At 43.1% G+C, this 14,855-nt stretch carries 15 protein-coding genes; 12 read left to right on the top strand and 3 right to left on the bottom strand.

Annotation, left to right across the window (positions count from 1 at the left end; translation table 11 throughout):
- A partial coding sequence (locus CVN76_RS03855; RefSeq protein ID WP_157805504.1) for an MFS transporter occupies nucleotides 1–531 on the bottom strand: 531 nt, incomplete at its 3' end.
- Between the two features lie 193 nt (nucleotides 532–724).
- Between CVN76_RS03855 and cax the strand changes: the two genes are divergently transcribed.
- Together cax and CVN76_RS03845 are read left to right on the top strand one after the other, a co-directional pair.
- On the top strand, nucleotides 725–1,780 hold the full coding sequence (gene cax / locus CVN76_RS03850; RefSeq protein WP_442857544.1) for a calcium/proton exchanger: 1,056 nt from the start codon (nucleotides 725–727) through the stop codon (nucleotides 1,778–1,780).
- A 459-nt stretch (nucleotides 1,781–2,239) separates the two neighbouring features.
- Complete coding sequence (locus CVN76_RS03845; protein ID WP_100530354.1) at nucleotides 2,240–3,052, top strand: YfkD famly protein; 813 nt, start codon at nucleotides 2,240–2,242, stop codon at nucleotides 3,050–3,052.
- 35 nt (nucleotides 3,053–3,087) lie between these two features.
- Here the strand turns inward: CVN76_RS03845 and yfkAB are convergent, their stop codons facing one another.
- Nucleotides 3,088–4,209, bottom strand: coding sequence for a radical SAM/CxCxxxxC motif protein YfkAB (gene yfkAB / locus CVN76_RS03840; protein WP_442857546.1), 1,122 nt, complete (start codon nucleotides 4,207–4,209; stop codon nucleotides 3,088–3,090).
- Nucleotides 4,210–4,366: 157 nt separating this feature from the next.
- Between yfkAB and CVN76_RS03835 the strand changes: the two genes are divergently transcribed.
- Complete coding sequence (locus CVN76_RS03835; RefSeq protein ID WP_061143624.1) at nucleotides 4,367–4,555, top strand: SE1561 family protein; 189 nt, start codon at nucleotides 4,367–4,369, stop codon at nucleotides 4,553–4,555.
- Between the two features lie 297 nt (nucleotides 4,556–4,852).
- Nucleotides 4,853–6,421, top strand: coding sequence for a fumarate hydratase (locus tag CVN76_RS03830; RefSeq protein WP_100530352.1), 1,569 nt, complete (start codon nucleotides 4,853–4,855; stop codon nucleotides 6,419–6,421).
- Between the two features lie 49 nt (nucleotides 6,422–6,470).
- Here CVN76_RS03830 and CVN76_RS31375 read toward each other — a convergent pair whose 3' ends face one another.
- Complete coding sequence (locus CVN76_RS31375) at nucleotides 6,471–6,608, bottom strand: hypothetical protein (protein WP_198512470.1); 138 nt, start codon at nucleotides 6,606–6,608, stop codon at nucleotides 6,471–6,473.
- A 112-nt stretch (nucleotides 6,609–6,720) separates the two neighbouring features.
- On the opposite strand from CVN76_RS31375, the gene CVN76_RS03825 reads away from it, so the two are divergent.
- From CVN76_RS03825 to CVN76_RS03780, 8 genes are all read left to right on the top strand, one after another.
- A complete protein-coding gene (locus CVN76_RS03825; RefSeq protein WP_100530351.1) occupies nucleotides 6,721–6,906 on the top strand; it encodes a hypothetical protein in 186 nt (61 codons plus the stop codon).
- 296 nt (nucleotides 6,907–7,202) lie between these two features.
- Nucleotides 7,203–7,988: a delta-lactam-biosynthetic de-N-acetylase gene (gene pdaA, locus CVN76_RS03815; protein WP_100530349.1), complete on the top strand. Its 786-nt coding sequence runs from the start codon at nucleotides 7,203–7,205 to the stop codon at nucleotides 7,986–7,988.
- Nucleotides 7,989–8,112: 124 nt separating this feature from the next.
- Nucleotides 8,113–8,997 carry a DNA-3-methyladenine glycosylase family protein gene (locus CVN76_RS03810; protein ID WP_100530355.1) on the top strand — a complete coding sequence of 295 codons (885 nt, stop codon included), beginning with the start codon at nucleotides 8,113–8,115 and terminating at the stop codon, nucleotides 8,995–8,997.
- Nucleotides 8,994–10,382 carry a 23S rRNA (uracil(1939)-C(5))-methyltransferase RlmD gene (rlmD, locus tag CVN76_RS03805; protein WP_100530348.1) on the top strand — a complete coding sequence of 463 codons (1,389 nt, stop codon included), beginning with the start codon at nucleotides 8,994–8,996 and terminating at the stop codon, nucleotides 10,380–10,382. Before CVN76_RS03810 ends, rlmD begins: the two co-directional genes overlap by 4 nt.
- A gap of 234 nt (nucleotides 10,383–10,616) precedes the next feature.
- Nucleotides 10,617–11,597 carry a tRNA dihydrouridine synthase gene (locus CVN76_RS03800; RefSeq protein WP_198512469.1) on the top strand — a complete coding sequence of 327 codons (981 nt, stop codon included), beginning with the start codon at nucleotides 10,617–10,619 and terminating at the stop codon, nucleotides 11,595–11,597.
- Between the two features lie 140 nt (nucleotides 11,598–11,737).
- Nucleotides 11,738–12,253, top strand: coding sequence for a DUF1456 family protein (locus CVN76_RS03795; protein ID WP_100530346.1), 516 nt, complete (start codon nucleotides 11,738–11,740; stop codon nucleotides 12,251–12,253).
- 655 nt (nucleotides 12,254–12,908) lie between these two features.
- Entirely contained in the window at nucleotides 12,909–14,309 is a 1,401-nt protein-coding gene (locus tag CVN76_RS03785) for a YfcC family protein (RefSeq protein WP_100530344.1), read from the top strand.
- Between the two features lie 175 nt (nucleotides 14,310–14,484).
- Complete coding sequence (locus tag CVN76_RS03780) at nucleotides 14,485–14,730, top strand: hypothetical protein (RefSeq protein ID WP_100530343.1); 246 nt, start codon at nucleotides 14,485–14,487, stop codon at nucleotides 14,728–14,730.
- Nucleotides 14,731–14,855: the final 125 nt, after the last annotated feature.

Below are 14,855 nucleotides of genomic sequence, written 5' to 3'. Positions count from 1 at the left end.
AATCAAGAAAACGGTTAACCAAGTGAGCAGGCTGATTATGGATGTGATGATGAAAGGTAATGATTGATTGAATTCAAGAAGCTTCGTCATTAGCGGACCAACCATGAAGCCAAGGCTGAAGAAAAGGCCGTAAATGGCAAGATTCCTTCCTCGCTTCGCTATTGGTGAAATAGCGGTGATCCAGGTCTGGGTGGCAAAGTGAAGTGTATGATCGCCGATGCCGATGAAGAAGCGCAGGAGGAACCAAAACCAGAATGATTCCCATACAGGAAATAGGGCCAAAGAAAGGATGACGGTGGCTCCCCCAAATAATATCAATGGTTTATATCCATACTTACGGAGGGGCGCTTCCATAAATGGAGAAATCAACAGAATTCCAATATAAAGCGAGGCAGCATGAAAGCCGTTTAAGGAAGAGCTGATTCCGTCACCTTCAAAGATGATGGCAATGACCGGCAAGAGCATTCCTTGAGAAAAACCCGATATGCCGACAATTAAGATTAAAACACGTATAAGCAGTTTATGATTCATATATTCATGTCTCCTAAGAAATGTGTACCTTGTTGATGTTACATCCTAAGGACAGGGTTAAGCAATTAAATTTTGGGTAAATATTGACAAGAAGGAGTGCTGTGATAAAATTTTCCTTTGGCAATGACTTAAGATTATGTATGATTGTTTTTGTTATATAAAAAGTACATATAAGATTGTGAGGAGAAGTATCGTGAATAAAATATTTTTGGGACTTGTCGTACTGGGTGTCCCTATATCCGTCATTGGTTCTTTGCTGCATTGGCCAAGTGTAATCATGTTCATCGTATATTGCTTGACGATCATCGCGCTTGCAGGATTCATGGGAAGGGCGACGGAGAGTTTAGCGATTGTCATGGGGCCGAGGATAGGCGGGCTTTTGAATGCTACCTTTGGTAATGCAGTCGAATTAATCATTTCCATCTTTTCTTTGAAAGCGGGACTTGTGGGGGTCGTACTGGCTTCTTTGACGGGTTCGGTTTTAGGAAACCTATTGTTGGTGGCGGGATTATCCTTCTTTATCGGTGGTACCAAATACAAACGGCAGAAATTCAACGTTTTCGATGCGAGACATAATGCGGGGTTGTTGATTTTCGCCGTTATTGTGGCCTTCGTGATCCCGGAAGTATTCACACAAAACATGAGTGAAACAAGCACCATGTCGTTAAGTGTCGGAATCTCGATCATTTTGATTTTATTATACCTTGCTGCATTATTCTTTAAATTGGTTACTCACCGCGGGGTCTATCAGCATAATGAGAAAAAAGAGGAGCATGAAGATGAAGTGCCGGAGTGGAGCAAGAAGAAGGCCATTATCGTTCTTGCCCTTGCTACTTTGGCTGTTGCTTATGTATCGGAGAAACTTGTCCATACGTTCAGCGAAGTGGGGGAAACCTTCGGATGGACGGAGTTATTCATCGGTGTCATTATCGTTGCGATCGTAGGTAACGCAGCTGAGCATGCATCCGCCGTTATTATGGCGTATAAAAATAAAATGGATGTCGCTGTGGAGATTGCGGTCGGTTCCACGCTTCAAGTCGCGATGTTCGTAGCTCCTGTACTCGTGCTTATTTCGTTAATGTATCCGACGCATATGCCGCTTGTTTTTACATGGCCAGAGCTCATTTCAATGGTTACGGCCGTCTTTTTGATGATCATGATATCGAATGATGGGGAAACGAACTGGTTTGAGGGGCTAACGCTATTGGCTGCCTATTTCATTATGGGCATTGGCTTTTACTTATTATAGGAATACAAGGCCTTCCGACGCGGAAGGTCGTTTTTATATAAATAAAAATGACTCTGCTCAGGTTAGATTTAGCAGAGTCATTTCTATATTAGTAAAGTACCATTCATAAGTTATTCCAAAATTTTTCATCATGCTTTGTGAAAGTTGAGAAATATTCTAGAGTGTTACACCATCCTTTTACATCAGATTTAAGTATTGGCGATTTCGTTTTCTGTTATCCTTTAAAAAGGTGTCATGGATTGTTCGATAAGCATACCCCCTGAATGTGTAATAGGTATGAACGATTTCGCCTCCTTTTTATAATGTAAATGAAGTATAACAGATACCAAAAGAAAAGTAAATATTCTGAACTTTACAAATGCATTACAAAATCGACATTTGATTGAAATGTATAATATGCTGCCTAAAAACAAAATCTATAAACAAAATGATTGAACCCTTGAAAAGGAGTGCGACAGCATGAGAAGAATAATTCTTTGTACGATGATTGCGCTAATTGCTTTCATTCAGGCGAATGTTAGCTTTGCGGCCGATAAACCGGGAGATAAGGCAGCTCCGACTAAGGTGAATATCCCGCCTTCCGTATTGAATATTGCCAAGGAAAACACATACCCTAACTCGACTCAAGATCTTCCGATGCTGCAGCCGAGTAAGTTTGCCGAACAATTGATCGATTCGTCTGATATCAAGATTGAAAATCCAGAACTTATCCATATGTTGAATGAATCGGCAATTGCAAAGGCTCCGCTTGCTTTTGGTTACAGGGCGACCATTTATCTTGGTCATTGGGCCTTGAATTATGAGTCATCGGAAACGGCCCCGAACTGGGAATATCAAAAAATCAATATGAATTATTATGATAATCGGGGCGGGGAAGTCCCATACAGGATTCGTTATGTCCAGGAAAGCCAGAAGGCAGTAAGCGGAGGCTTGACCGCTAAAATCCCGAAGGCCGAGGATGTCCAGAAGATGATGCTCTTGAAGGCTACGGAAAAGACGAATTTGCCATTGGCCTTCGAAACCATCATCGGAGCTGGCACGAAAAAGGATGAAGTATACAATGTGGCTTCGAACAGGATCGGTTACTTATCGAGCTATGCCTCGGCAGTAAATGAAAAAGGCAAGGTCACTTATGGTGAAGTATATTTGAACTTGAAGGGCAATAAAAGAACGATTACGATCAAGAACATCACTTCACAGGGCATCGGGGCCTGGATACCGGTACAGGACCATGTTTCCTTCAGCTTCACCGTATCGCAGCAGCCCAGGTAAATGAAAAGAACTCGCCTTGATTGGCGAGTTCTTTCTCATATGTTTGAGCTTCTTGTCCTGAAGTCTTCCTTCGGATAATAGGCGTTTTTGACGAGAACGTTAGGACCCAGGCATTTGACTGCCGGGCAGTGGCAGTTCAATTCATTGGCCAGTCTCGAATTCATCCAGGTTTCATACGATTCGGTCAATGGCTGGTCTTTAATATTACCCAAGGTCGGCGCATCGCCGAAGTCGGTCACGATGACTTCACCCGTAAAAATGTTGATATTCAAGCGTGACCGTCCATCTGGGTCGTTGCGGACTGTCACTTTATGCGTCCCATAAAGGCGCTGAAGCAGTTCTATATCCTCTTTATTATCATTACAAGGATAAAATGGCAATGTACCGAAGAGCATCCAGACATTTTCATCACGGATATCAAGCAAATGATGGATCGCTTCACGCATTTTGTCCAAGGATAAAGTCTCAAGCGCCGATGCGAAATCACTCGGATACATCGGGTGTATTTCATGCCTTTGACAGCCCATTTCATCAACGATCTGTCTATGGATATGCTCAAGATGCGGCAAAGTCCGTTTATTGAGCATCGTTTCTGCCGACACCAGTACACCAGCTTTTGTGAGGGCACGCGAATTTTCAATCATTTTATCAAATAATTTCTTACGCTGTTCCCGTGATGGTTTACGATCCATCATGGCGAAGCCGATATCGATGAATTCATCAATCGTTCCCCAGTTATGGGAAATGTGCAGCACATCCAAATATGGAATGATTTCCTCGTACCGTTCCAAATCAAGGGTAAGGTTGGAATTGATTTGTGTCCGCACTCCCCTGCTTCGGGCATATTTCAATAGAGGCAATACATAATTCCTGACTTGTTTCCTTGATAGCATCGGTTCCCCGCCTGTTATGCTGAGTGAGCGAAGCAAAGGGATTTCATCAAGCCGTTGAATCAGCAATTCCAAAGGAAGGGCATCCGGGTCTTTTGGCTGCAGGGTGTAGCCGACAGCGCAATGCTCGCAACGCATATTGCAAAGGGTGGTGGTGGTGAACTCCACATTGGTCAAATTGATCTTCCCATATTGTTCAACGTCCATATATGCTTCCCAAGGATCATACTTGGGTGTAATTGGTGTTAAAAGATCTTGCTTGATTATTGACATGTATTAAAACTCCTTACGTAATAGTGCACTAACTCATTATGAACAATGCGGACAAAAATTGTCAAATGGCGAAGAGCTGCATTTTAGCTTGCCATTGCACTTTCATGCAGATTTCGTTACGATGATATTGAGAATGGAAGGAGAGTGCCTCATGGGAAAATCCATTACAGGTAAAAACGAACAATTAACTTATTTAAAAGAACGCCTCACGATGTTTATGGAGGTTTTGGACCATATTGAACCGGAAAATACGGAATTGGAAGATATAGACCGCTTGATCGGCATGCTAGATGATTTGGAAGGGAAAGTCGAACAATTCAAAACCCGCGAGGAAGAATGATATCTGTTTCGATAATATGATGTTTTCGATATTTTTATTCATGAAGGGATGGCAAGCAACATATGCCATCCCTTTTTTCCTTGCTATAAAACACTGATTCATCCTCCATTTTTGCATTCTGTTATTTCGTTCCATGATTCATTTACCGCCAAAATGGCTTTTCATTAAGAAAAACAATTACTTGTTTTCGAAAGAATATGTTAGATGTATAATAAAACGGGTGTTGTAACATTCGTTTTTAACAGAGAAGCAGGGAAAAGGTTTAAATATAGGGGAAATAAGAGGGGGAAGAGAAATTTGGATATTCAAAAATTCCAAGAAAGTATGTACAGCCTTATCGTTGAAACTTCAACGAATCTTCCAAAGGATGTTCGTCGGGCGGTCAAAAACGCTAAGCAGCGTGAAAATGCTGGTACTCGTTCAGCCTTGAGCTTGGATACCATCACCAATAATATTACGATGGCTGACGACAATGTATCTCCGATTTGCCAAGATACAGGTCTGCCGACTTTCAAAATTAAAACTCCAGTTGGCGTGAACCAACTTGAAATAAAAAAAGCGATCCGAAATGCCATCATTTTAGCGACGAAAGGCGGAAAGCTTCGTCCTAACGCCGTTGACTCCCTATCGGGTGAAAATAGCGGGGATAACCTTGGGGAAGGTCTTCCTGTCATGAAATTCGATCAGTGGGAAAAAGACTACATCGATGTCCGCCTGATTTTAAAAGGTGGCGGATGTGAAAATAAAAATATCCAGTACAGTCTTCCTATGGAGCTTGAAGGATTGGGAAAGGCAGGCCGTGACTTGGACGGAATCCGCAAATGCGTCCTGCACTCCGTCTACCAAGCACAAGGACAAGGCTGCAGTGCCGGCTTCATCGGGGTAGGTATCGGGGGGGACCGTTCATCCGGATATGATTTGGCTAAAGCCCAACTTTTCCGCAGTAATGAAGATGTGAATCCGAATGAAGATCTTCGCAAGCTTGAAGAGTACATCATGGAGACAGCCAATGAGTTGGGAATCGGAACGATGGGCTTTGGCGGCGAAACCACGCTGCTAGGCTGTAAAATCGGTGTCATGCACCGCATTCCGGCAAGCTTTTTTGTTTCCGTTGCCTACAATTGCTGGGCATTCCGCCGTTTAGGAGTGAAAGTGAACCCTGAAACAGGTGAAATCAATGAATGGTTATATCAAGAAGGCGAAAAAATCGACTTTGCTCTAGAAGCTGAAAAAGCGGCTAAGGAAGAAGTGGCGGCAGCAGTAGAATCAGACGTTGAAGCTCCACGCGAAATCACCTTACAAGCACCAATAACGGAGGAACAAATTCGTGAATTGAAAGTGGGGGATGTAGTTCATATTAACGGCAGGATGTATACCGGCCGGGATGCCATCCACAAGCACTTATCTGAAAACCCTGCCCCAATTGATCTTGATGGTCAAATCATCTACCATTGTGGACCGGTCATGCTGAAGGATGAGGAAGGTAAATGGCATGTGAAGGCTGCAGGACCGACAACAAGTATTCGCGAAGAACCTTACCAAGGCGATATCATGAAACGATTCGGCATACGTGCCGTTATCGGCAAGGGTGGAATGGGACCAAAAACCCTAGAGGCACTAAGTGAACACGGCGGTGTTTATCTCAACGCAATCGGCGGCGCTGCCCAATATTATGCAGATTGCATCAAATCCGTAGAAGGTGTGAACTTCACCGAATTTGGCATTCCAGAAGCGATGTGGCACCTGAATGTCGAAGGATTCACAGCCGTTGTTACCATGGATTCACATGGAAACAGCCTGCACAAAGATGTTCAGCAATCTTCATTGGAGAAGCTGGCACAATTTAAAGAAGCAGTATTTAAATAAATATATGGAAAAGACGCTCACCAACTCGGCTGAGCGTCTTTTTTTAACCTTATTCCTCTATTTCTGGCAATGGATCGACCTTTGTTGAATCCTCTAAATTCAAACCACTATTCACGAAATGAACAAACAACCCTGCGCCTAAGCCTAGACAACCAACAAAGCCCAATGTAATTACCCATTCAAGCATGTCATCCGCCCCCTTCGTACATGTATATGAAAAAAAAGGCGATAATTGCCTCTGAAAAGTACAATCTTTTGGAACGGACGCACATACATTAGTAGAGAAAGGGGGGATTTTCATGCAGAATAATTACTTCTTATTCTTTCTTGCCGTGTTAACTGGTTTTGCTTTCATCCAACTTCCTGTAGCTGGCACCATTTTCTCCGGTCTTGAAACATTCCTAGATGTAGTCGGAATTGTAATCGTTATCATTTTCGCAATTGCCATCGTTTGGAAGGCGGCACAGGCGTTATTTAAAGGATAAAAAACAGGGGGGCCAATCCTTTTTGGAGGAATGGCCCTTTTTTTGTTCATTCAGATTTGTATGTTGGATTCGCACCCAGATCGGAAAAACCGAAAAGAATCCGTCCGTCCTGCGAAGAATTCGGCCAAACATGGAAAGAATCCGTCCTACTCGCGAAGAATCCGACCAAATCGGGAAAGAATCCGTCCGTCCCGCCAATAATTCCGTCCAACCTCGAGTGAAAATCGACCAACGATAGCATGCATATAAATCTTCATGTTCCAAACACTAAGAAAAAGGACATGGGGGATATTCCAATGAAAAAAAAGGCGATGTTAACTGTTCTCGTTTGCTTGATCTGCTCTTTGGGGAGCCCAGCTTTTGCGGAATCCTATAATTGGGGTTTCAATAAAGGGAAAAATGAGGTACCTGCCGATGCAGGAAAAAACTTCAATGAAATGCTTCCTAGATATGAAGCGATTTATAAAGGGGATACAACGAAGAAGGATATATATTTGACCTTCGATAATGGGTATGAAAATGGTTATACGGCACAGATTCTGGATGTTCTGAAGAAACATAAGGCACCTGGGGCTTTTTTCGTTACGGGACATTATTTGAAAACGGCGCCTGAGCTAGTCGTAAGGATGGCAAATGAAGGTCATATCGTCGGGAACCATTCCTGGAACCACCCTGATATGACGAGCGTCACGGACGATGTGATCCGCACCGAGCTGGAGCGGGTTAAGAAAGCGACGGAGAAGTTAACGGGGCAAAAGGAAATGAATTATTTGCGTCCTCCTCGAGGGGTGTTCAATGAAAGAACGATGGAGGTCGCAAAGAAAGAAGGGTATTACCACATTTTTTGGTCGCTTGCCTATAAAGACTGGATTGTAGACCAGCAGAAGGGAGCGGCATTCGCTCATGATGAAGTGCTGAAGCAGATTCATCCAGGTGCCATTTTATTGCTCCATACAGTTTCCAAAGATAATGCGGACGCACTGGACTCAATTTTGACGGATCTTGAAAAGCGAGGGTATACTTTCAGCAGTCTGGATGATTTGATGATTGAAAAACAATTGCCAAGCAGAATGCTGTATTAATAATGAAAAGCGGGTACCTGTAGCGACATTTCAGGTCCCGCTTTTTTCCATTCTCCTCAATTCCAAGTATTATTTCAGGAAACGTGCTATAATACGTGGAAAACTGCTAAAGGATGGATCAGTTGTGTGGACAGAAAAATTACAGGTTCAAGGGCCTTATAATTTCGATCTAGTTCTCGAACGGTTATCGTTAGACCCACTTCAAGTAGTTGATTTTACGAACAGGACGGTCAAAGTTCCGCTATATATAGAAAAAGAACCTATCGTTTTACAGGTTCAGGCAATTGGAAGCATCGATGAACCTTTCTTTATCATTAAAGGTCATTCAGAGGCGTACAAGTCTAAAGCAATTGAACGGTTAAAAAAGGTTTTTCATTGGCATCAGCCATTGGAAGGCGTATCCCGGCATTTCCGGGAATCCGATTTGAGTGATATCTTCGAAGAACATCGGGGAACGGCGATTGTTCTGGATTTCGATTACTACAGCTGCCTCGTCAAATGCATCATACATCAGCAATTAAATTTATCCTTTGCCCATACGCTCACGGAACGGTTTGTAAAAACCTTTGGTTACCAAATGGATGGTGCCTGGTTCTATCCTACACCGGCGACGACCGCCCAACTAAGGATCGAACAATTGAGAGCGATTCAGTTCAGCGGGCGGAAAGCGGAATACGTCATCGGCCTTTCCGAGCAAATCACCCAAGGTCATCTCCAACTTGATGTATTGGAAAAGCTATCCGATCAAGAAGTTATGGATACACTAATAAAAATACGCGGTATCGGCAGATGGACGGCTGAAAACTTTCTGCTTTTCGGACTCGGAAGGCCGAATCTATTTCCTAAAGCTGATATCGGCATTCAAAATGCCTTGAAAATCTTATATGGCTTACCGCAAAAGCCGACCCAAGAAGAAATGGAGACCTATAGTGTCAACTGGGCTCCATATCTAAGCTACGCTTCCCTCTATTTATGGAGAAGCATTGAAAAACGGAGTGAAAAGAAATGACAAACATTCAAGATACACAATTGGAAGTGAACCAAACCCTTCCATTGACCATTAAACGACTTGGCATTAACGGAGAAGGAGTCGGTTATTTCAAAAAGAAAGTCGTCTTTGTCCCAGGAGCCTTGCCAGGTGAGGAAATTGTAGCCTCGGTCACAAAGGTACAGCAAAACTTCACCGAGGCGAAAATTAAAACCATCCGGAAAGAATCACCGCACCGAATCACCGCGCCCTGCCCGGTTTACGCAGAATGCGGCGGCTGTCAATTACAGCATTTAAGCTATGACCAGCAGCTTGTTGAAAAACGCGATATTGTCATTCAAGCGATGGAGCGTCATACGAAACTTCCGGTTTCTTCATTAAATATAAAAGAAACGATCGGCATGGAAAACCCTTGGAATTACCGGAATAAAAGTCAGTACCAAGTCGGTCAAAAAGATGGAAAATTGATTGCGGGCCTATACGGTTTGAATTCCCATACATTGATCGACATCCCGAACTGCCTTGTACAGCATAAGGCAACCAATAAAGTGACACGTACAGTGAAAAAGATCCTGAAAAACCTGAACATCTCGATTTATAACGAAAGAAAAAGAAAGGGCGTAATCCGTACGGTCATCACACGGGTAGGCTTTGAAACTGGCGAGGTGCAGGTCGTCCTTGTGACGGGAGCGGAAGAAATTCCCCAAAAGGATCAGCTTCTTAAACAAATTCGCGATCAGCTTCCTGAAGTGAAATCAGTCGTACAAAACATCAACAACCGAAATACCTCGCTTATATTTGGTGAGAAAACGATTCATCTTGCTGGCGGTAAAGTCATCAATGAAACATTGGGTGACTTATCATACGAACTATCAGCCCGTACCTTCTTCCAGCTTAATCCTGTCCAAACGGTCCGCATGTATGATGAAGTGAAAAAGGCAGCAGCACTGACCGGTACGGAAAAAGTTGTCGATGCCTATTGCGGAGTCGGAACGATCGGACTATGGCTTTCTGAAGAGGCTAAAGAGGTTCGTGGAATGGATGTCATCAAAGAATCGATTGAAGACGCCAAGAAAAATGCAAAAAAACATAAGCGAAGCAACATGCACTACGAAACAGGAAAAGTTGAAAACATCCTGCCTCGCTGGATCAAAGAGGGCTGGAAGCCGGACATGCTCGTCGTCGATCCGCCAAGAACAGGCTGCGATCAAGCGCTGCTTCAAACAATTTTGAAGGCAAAACCGAAAAAGATTGTGTACGTTTCCTGCAACCCGTCCACACTTGCAAAGGACCTGCAGGAATTGAGCACCATTTATGAGGTGCAATCCATACAGCCTGTGGACATGTTCCCGCAAACGAGCCATGTGGAGTGTGTCTCGCAACTCATCTTAAAAGAAGGCAACTAACCCGATACGGGAGTTGCCTTTTCCTTATTGTATTTGTCTGAATAGGAAGGCTACCATTCATGACCGATTTTCGTTAAAATAAACATTGCCGATTTTCACGAATTGTAAATGTTCTTGTGTTTGATAATGAATTATTAAGCATGATATACGTGTAAAAGAAGTGTAGCATTTGACTGCTTATTTTCTAAATGAGAGTTTGAAATTTTATCCATAGTGAGAGGATTTGAGTTTGTAATGATAGATAATTTTTGGCGTGATTTACCACGGCCATTTTTTGTACTTGCACCAATGGAAGATGTGACTGATGTTGTTTTTCGTCACGTAGTAAGTGAAGCCGGTCGACCGGATGTATTTTTCACGGAGTTTACAAACTCGGATAGCTATTGTCATCCAGAGGGGATGAAAAGTGTGCGTGGCCGCTTGATGTTTACAGAAGATGAACAGCCAATGGTGGCACATATTTGGGGGGATAATCCCGATTATTTCCGTCAAATGAGTATTGGCATGGCGGAGCTTGGGTTTAAAGGAATCGATATCAATATGGGCTGTCCTGTACCGAATGTGGCTTCGAGAGGGAAAGGCAGCGGCCTTATTCTGCGTCCAGATACTGCGGCAGATCTTATCCAAGCGGCAAAAGCGGGCGGACTTCCTGTCAGCGTGAAAACACGACTTGGCTTTGAGGATGTGAATGAGTGGGAGGAGTGGCTAACGCATATTTTGAAACAGGATGTTGCGAACCTTTCCATTCATTTACGTACAAGAAAGGAAATGAGCCAAGTGGATGCACATTGGGAACTCATTCCGGAAATCAAAAAATTACGTGACCGCATTGCACCCAATACACTTCTAACAATCAATGGAGACATTCCGGATCGTCAAACCGGACTCCAGCTTGCTGAAAAATATGGGATTGATGGCGTTATGATCGGGCGAGGCATTTTTAAGAATCCTTTCGCTTTTGAAAAAGAACCAAAAGAGCATAGCAGTAAAGAATACCTTGATCTTTTAAGGCTGCAGCTTGATCTTCAAGATCAATATGCGGAAGTGCTGCCACGTTCCATCACAGGGCTTCATCGCTTTTTCAAAATTTACGTCAAAGGATTCCGCGGAGCTGGTGAACTAAGAAACCAGTTAATGAATACGAAATCAACTGATGAAGTGCGTGCATTGCTTGATAACTTTGGAAAACAAAACGGCGACAGTGAACTGAGATAACTCGCAAAAGGTTTGTCGTGATGAAACTGAAAATCCGGGAATCCGTAATGGTTCCCGGATTTTCAGCTGTGTTTATTCCCAGCCATTTGTGAAATAATGAAGGTACTGTGAAAAAAGAAAACGATACAGGAGGTTTATGAATGCATAATCATGATATATTAATCCGATTAAGGTATGCGCTCGATATAAAAAATAAAGATATGGTAGAGATATTCAAACTTGGGGATATTGACGTGACAAGGGAAGAAGTCATGCAGATGCTCACAAAACCAAAAGATGGATTCGATGATGAATACGAAGATGATATCGATGATGATGGTATAAACTGCAATAACATGATGTTGGAGTCCTTTTTAAATGGCTTGATCATTTTTAAAAGAGGGAAGCAAGAGCCAAAACCGAACCAGCCCGAAAGTCCAGCACCAGTTCCAAGGATCAAGGAAAGCATGAATAATATTTTGCTAAAGAAATTGAAAATAGCCCTGTCGTTGACCAGTGAGGACGTGATTGATATTCTGGATGAAGCTGGGGTCATGATAACTAAAGGGGAACTAAGCGCCATCTTAAGAAAAGTGGGGCATAGGAATTATAAAGAGTGCGGGGATAAATACGCTAGGAATTTCTTAAAAGGATTAGCTTATAAATACAGGGGATAAGGTGCGGAGAAGAAGTGGATTACCCCACTTAGCTGCTGCACCTTATCAAGATATTGAAGAGACGCTTTTTCAGGTACATTCCGAAATAGCGTTCGTGAAAGGCTTGGGCGATAGGCTCAAGCCTTTTCCTATGTTCGGGGATGCATCAGGCAAGCCATCTGGACAATGCGAAAACCTCTACATGCATCACGGTGAAAAGTCGGGTTTTGCGAATGGGGGGCTGGGTTGAATCCTTCTCCAGCACCTGCCCATTTTTCCTTGATCGATATAGTCCATTATCAAGAAGTTCGCCAATTTTACAAGCTCTGGTTTACCTGTCGCATCTGCTTTGGCAAATGAAGGATATATGCTGTTTTTTGGTCCAGAACCACGTCTAACATGGAGACAGGTCCTGGCGGTGCTCCTGTGGCAATCATCCACGTGTTATCATTGGTTTCCGTATCTCTTATTCCAGATTGCTGTATATATAATATTCAGAAAAATATTATTATTTGAAGATATTACTTTATATATAAGCATTTCTAAAACCTACTAAAAAAACTATATAAATTAGGATTGTATTAATATAGAATAATATGTATTATTATTTAAAAATAATAATTTAAAGAATGACTATATAAGTGTTAACTTTTTGTATAAGGAGTTTTGACAAAAGATGTCTAAGGAAAAAAAAGGTACTGAAAAGAAAACGGGCATTAACGCACATGTGTTAATCTTCTCGTTAATCGTTATTGCAGCAGTTTTGACATATATTGTCCCAGCTGGTCATTATGACAAGGTTGAGGTTAAAGGACATAGTGAGATTGATCCGGATACATTTAGATTCATCGATAGCGATCCAGTGGGGTTATTGGAGTTGTTCAGTGATATTCATACAGGTATGGTCAACGGTGCAGGGACGATATTTTTTGTCTTAATCATCGGAGGGGTATTCGGTATTATCAGCGCAACAGGGGCACTCGATACGTTTATTACCTCATTCGCCCGGAAGATGGCGAATCGCGAGAAGCTAATCATACCGGTCTTGATGCTGTTTTTTGCGATTTGCGGTGCGACGATGGGGATGTCTGATGAGACGGCAGTTTATGTGGGGTTGCTTGTGCCATTAACGATCGCTTTAGGATTTGATGCGGTAACCGGTTTTGCGATCGTTGTGGTTGGTGCATCGATGGGCTATACAGCGGGGTTCATGAATCCTTTTACAGTTGGCGTTGCACAGGGCATAGCGGAGCTGCCGACCTTTTCGGGTATTGGCTATCGTCTGATCGTTTTCGCTATCTTCTATATTATGGCCGTCATGTTCGTTTACCGTCATGCGATGAAGGTGAAGGCGAATCCGGAGCTTGGCAGTTATGGCAAGTTCGGGCGTTTAAATCGAGATACCAAACAACAACCAGCAGTGAAAATGACTTTTCGTCATAAATTGGTACTAGGTGCATTTTTACTTAACTTCATCATCTTAATTTTCGGGGTGATGAAATATGAATGGTATGTTACGGAGATTGCCGGTCTGTTTTTGATGTTCGGAATTATCATGGGAATACTCGGTAGACTAACGCCATCCAGCATTGCCGATAGCTTTGTGAAGGGAGCCGCGGAACTAATTGGCGGTGCCATCATTATCGGTTTGGCACAAGCAGTCCTTGTTATTTTTGAGTCTGGAGGATTGATGGATACAATCCTTTACTATGCTTCTGACTTATTGAATTTGATTCCTTCGGGGTTTACCGCGGGGGGCATGATGATTTTACAGCTCATCATTAATTTCTTGGTTCCTTCTGGAAGTGGACAAGCGGCACTTACCATGCCTTTAATGTCACCTCTTGCGGACCTTGTAGGTGTAACAAGGCAAACGGCCGTGCTTGCTTTCCAATTCGGGGATGGAATTGCGGCAAGTATATTCCCAACGAATGGTGCGCTCATTGCATCACTTACGATCGCGGGAATCCCATGGAACAAATGGGTGAAGTGGTATATTCCATTCTTCATCATCCAATTGATTGTCTGTGCGGTATTATTAGTTGTGGCAGAGTGGATCAACTACGGACCATTTTAAGAAAAGGAAGTTCTTTCAATGTTTGAAACGATAGCGAAACAGGCGGTAGCAGATCGGCGCTACCTACATGAAACCAAGAGCTCTCTGGAAGCGAGTGGGAAACAAAGACATCCATACGTGAGCGGCTTGAAGCATTAGATCTCCGGGTTTTGGACTTCGATCTCCCCGCGGTTACATGAAAGGAACGCAGGGCGAAAAGCCGATCGCCCTGCGTTCAGCTATCGTCGAATTGCCAATCATCCTTGAGGAAGGAAATAAACCGAATACCAAGTTGAAGGACTTCCCGCATGCTTCCGGGCATGACGGTCATACAGCCATTCTGTTTGCGACTGCGGAATGGTTCCTATTCATCATCCAATCGGCAGAGGTTATGCCAAGTGGTACCGACCGCTTCGTTAAATGGGTGTGTTGGAAGGTGTAGAAGCGATTTTGGCATTCAGTTGTGGCAAAGCATGGAAAAGGGGAAGAAGGGCTTGAAAGCCGGAGGTTACGGCAATCGTTAAAGAATATCGCTAATAATTCGAATGACTCCGGCACGGCTTTGGA

It is taken from the genome of Bacillus sp. mrc49, assembly GCF_002803435.1.
The sequence above is the reverse complement of the archived record's forward strand: the minus strand, read 5'-3'. Positions and strand labels throughout refer to the sequence as shown.

Excerpts from the sequence above, each read along its gene's own strand:
- CVN76_RS03800 (WP_198512469.1), top strand. The coding sequence starts at position 10,617 with ATGATAGATAATTTTTGGCGTGATTTACCACGGCCATTTTTTGTACTT.
- CVN76_RS03780 (WP_100530343.1), top strand. The coding sequence starts at position 14,485 with ATGAAAGGAACGCAGGGCGAAAAGCCGATCGCCCTGCGTTCAGCTATC.
- CVN76_RS03845 (WP_100530354.1), top strand. The coding sequence starts at position 2,240 with ATGAGAAGAATAATTCTTTGTACGATGATTGCGCTAATTGCTTTCATT.
- CVN76_RS31375 (WP_198512470.1), bottom strand. The coding sequence starts at position 6,608 with ATGCTTGAATGGGTAATTACATTGGGCTTTGTTGGTTGTCTAGGCTTA.
- CVN76_RS03785 (WP_100530344.1), top strand. The coding sequence starts at position 12,909 with ATGTCTAAGGAAAAAAAAGGTACTGAAAAGAAAACGGGCATTAACGCA.
- CVN76_RS03825 (WP_100530351.1), top strand. The coding sequence starts at position 6,721 with ATGCAGAATAATTACTTCTTATTCTTTCTTGCCGTGTTAACTGGTTTT.
- CVN76_RS03795 (WP_100530346.1), top strand. The coding sequence starts at position 11,738 with ATGCATAATCATGATATATTAATCCGATTAAGGTATGCGCTCGATATA.
- CVN76_RS03835 (WP_061143624.1), top strand. The coding sequence starts at position 4,367 with ATGGGAAAATCCATTACAGGTAAAAACGAACAATTAACTTATTTAAAA.
- rlmD (WP_100530348.1), top strand. The coding sequence starts at position 8,994 with ATGACAAACATTCAAGATACACAATTGGAAGTGAACCAAACCCTTCCA.
- pdaA (WP_100530349.1), top strand. The coding sequence starts at position 7,203 with ATGAAAAAAAAGGCGATGTTAACTGTTCTCGTTTGCTTGATCTGCTCT.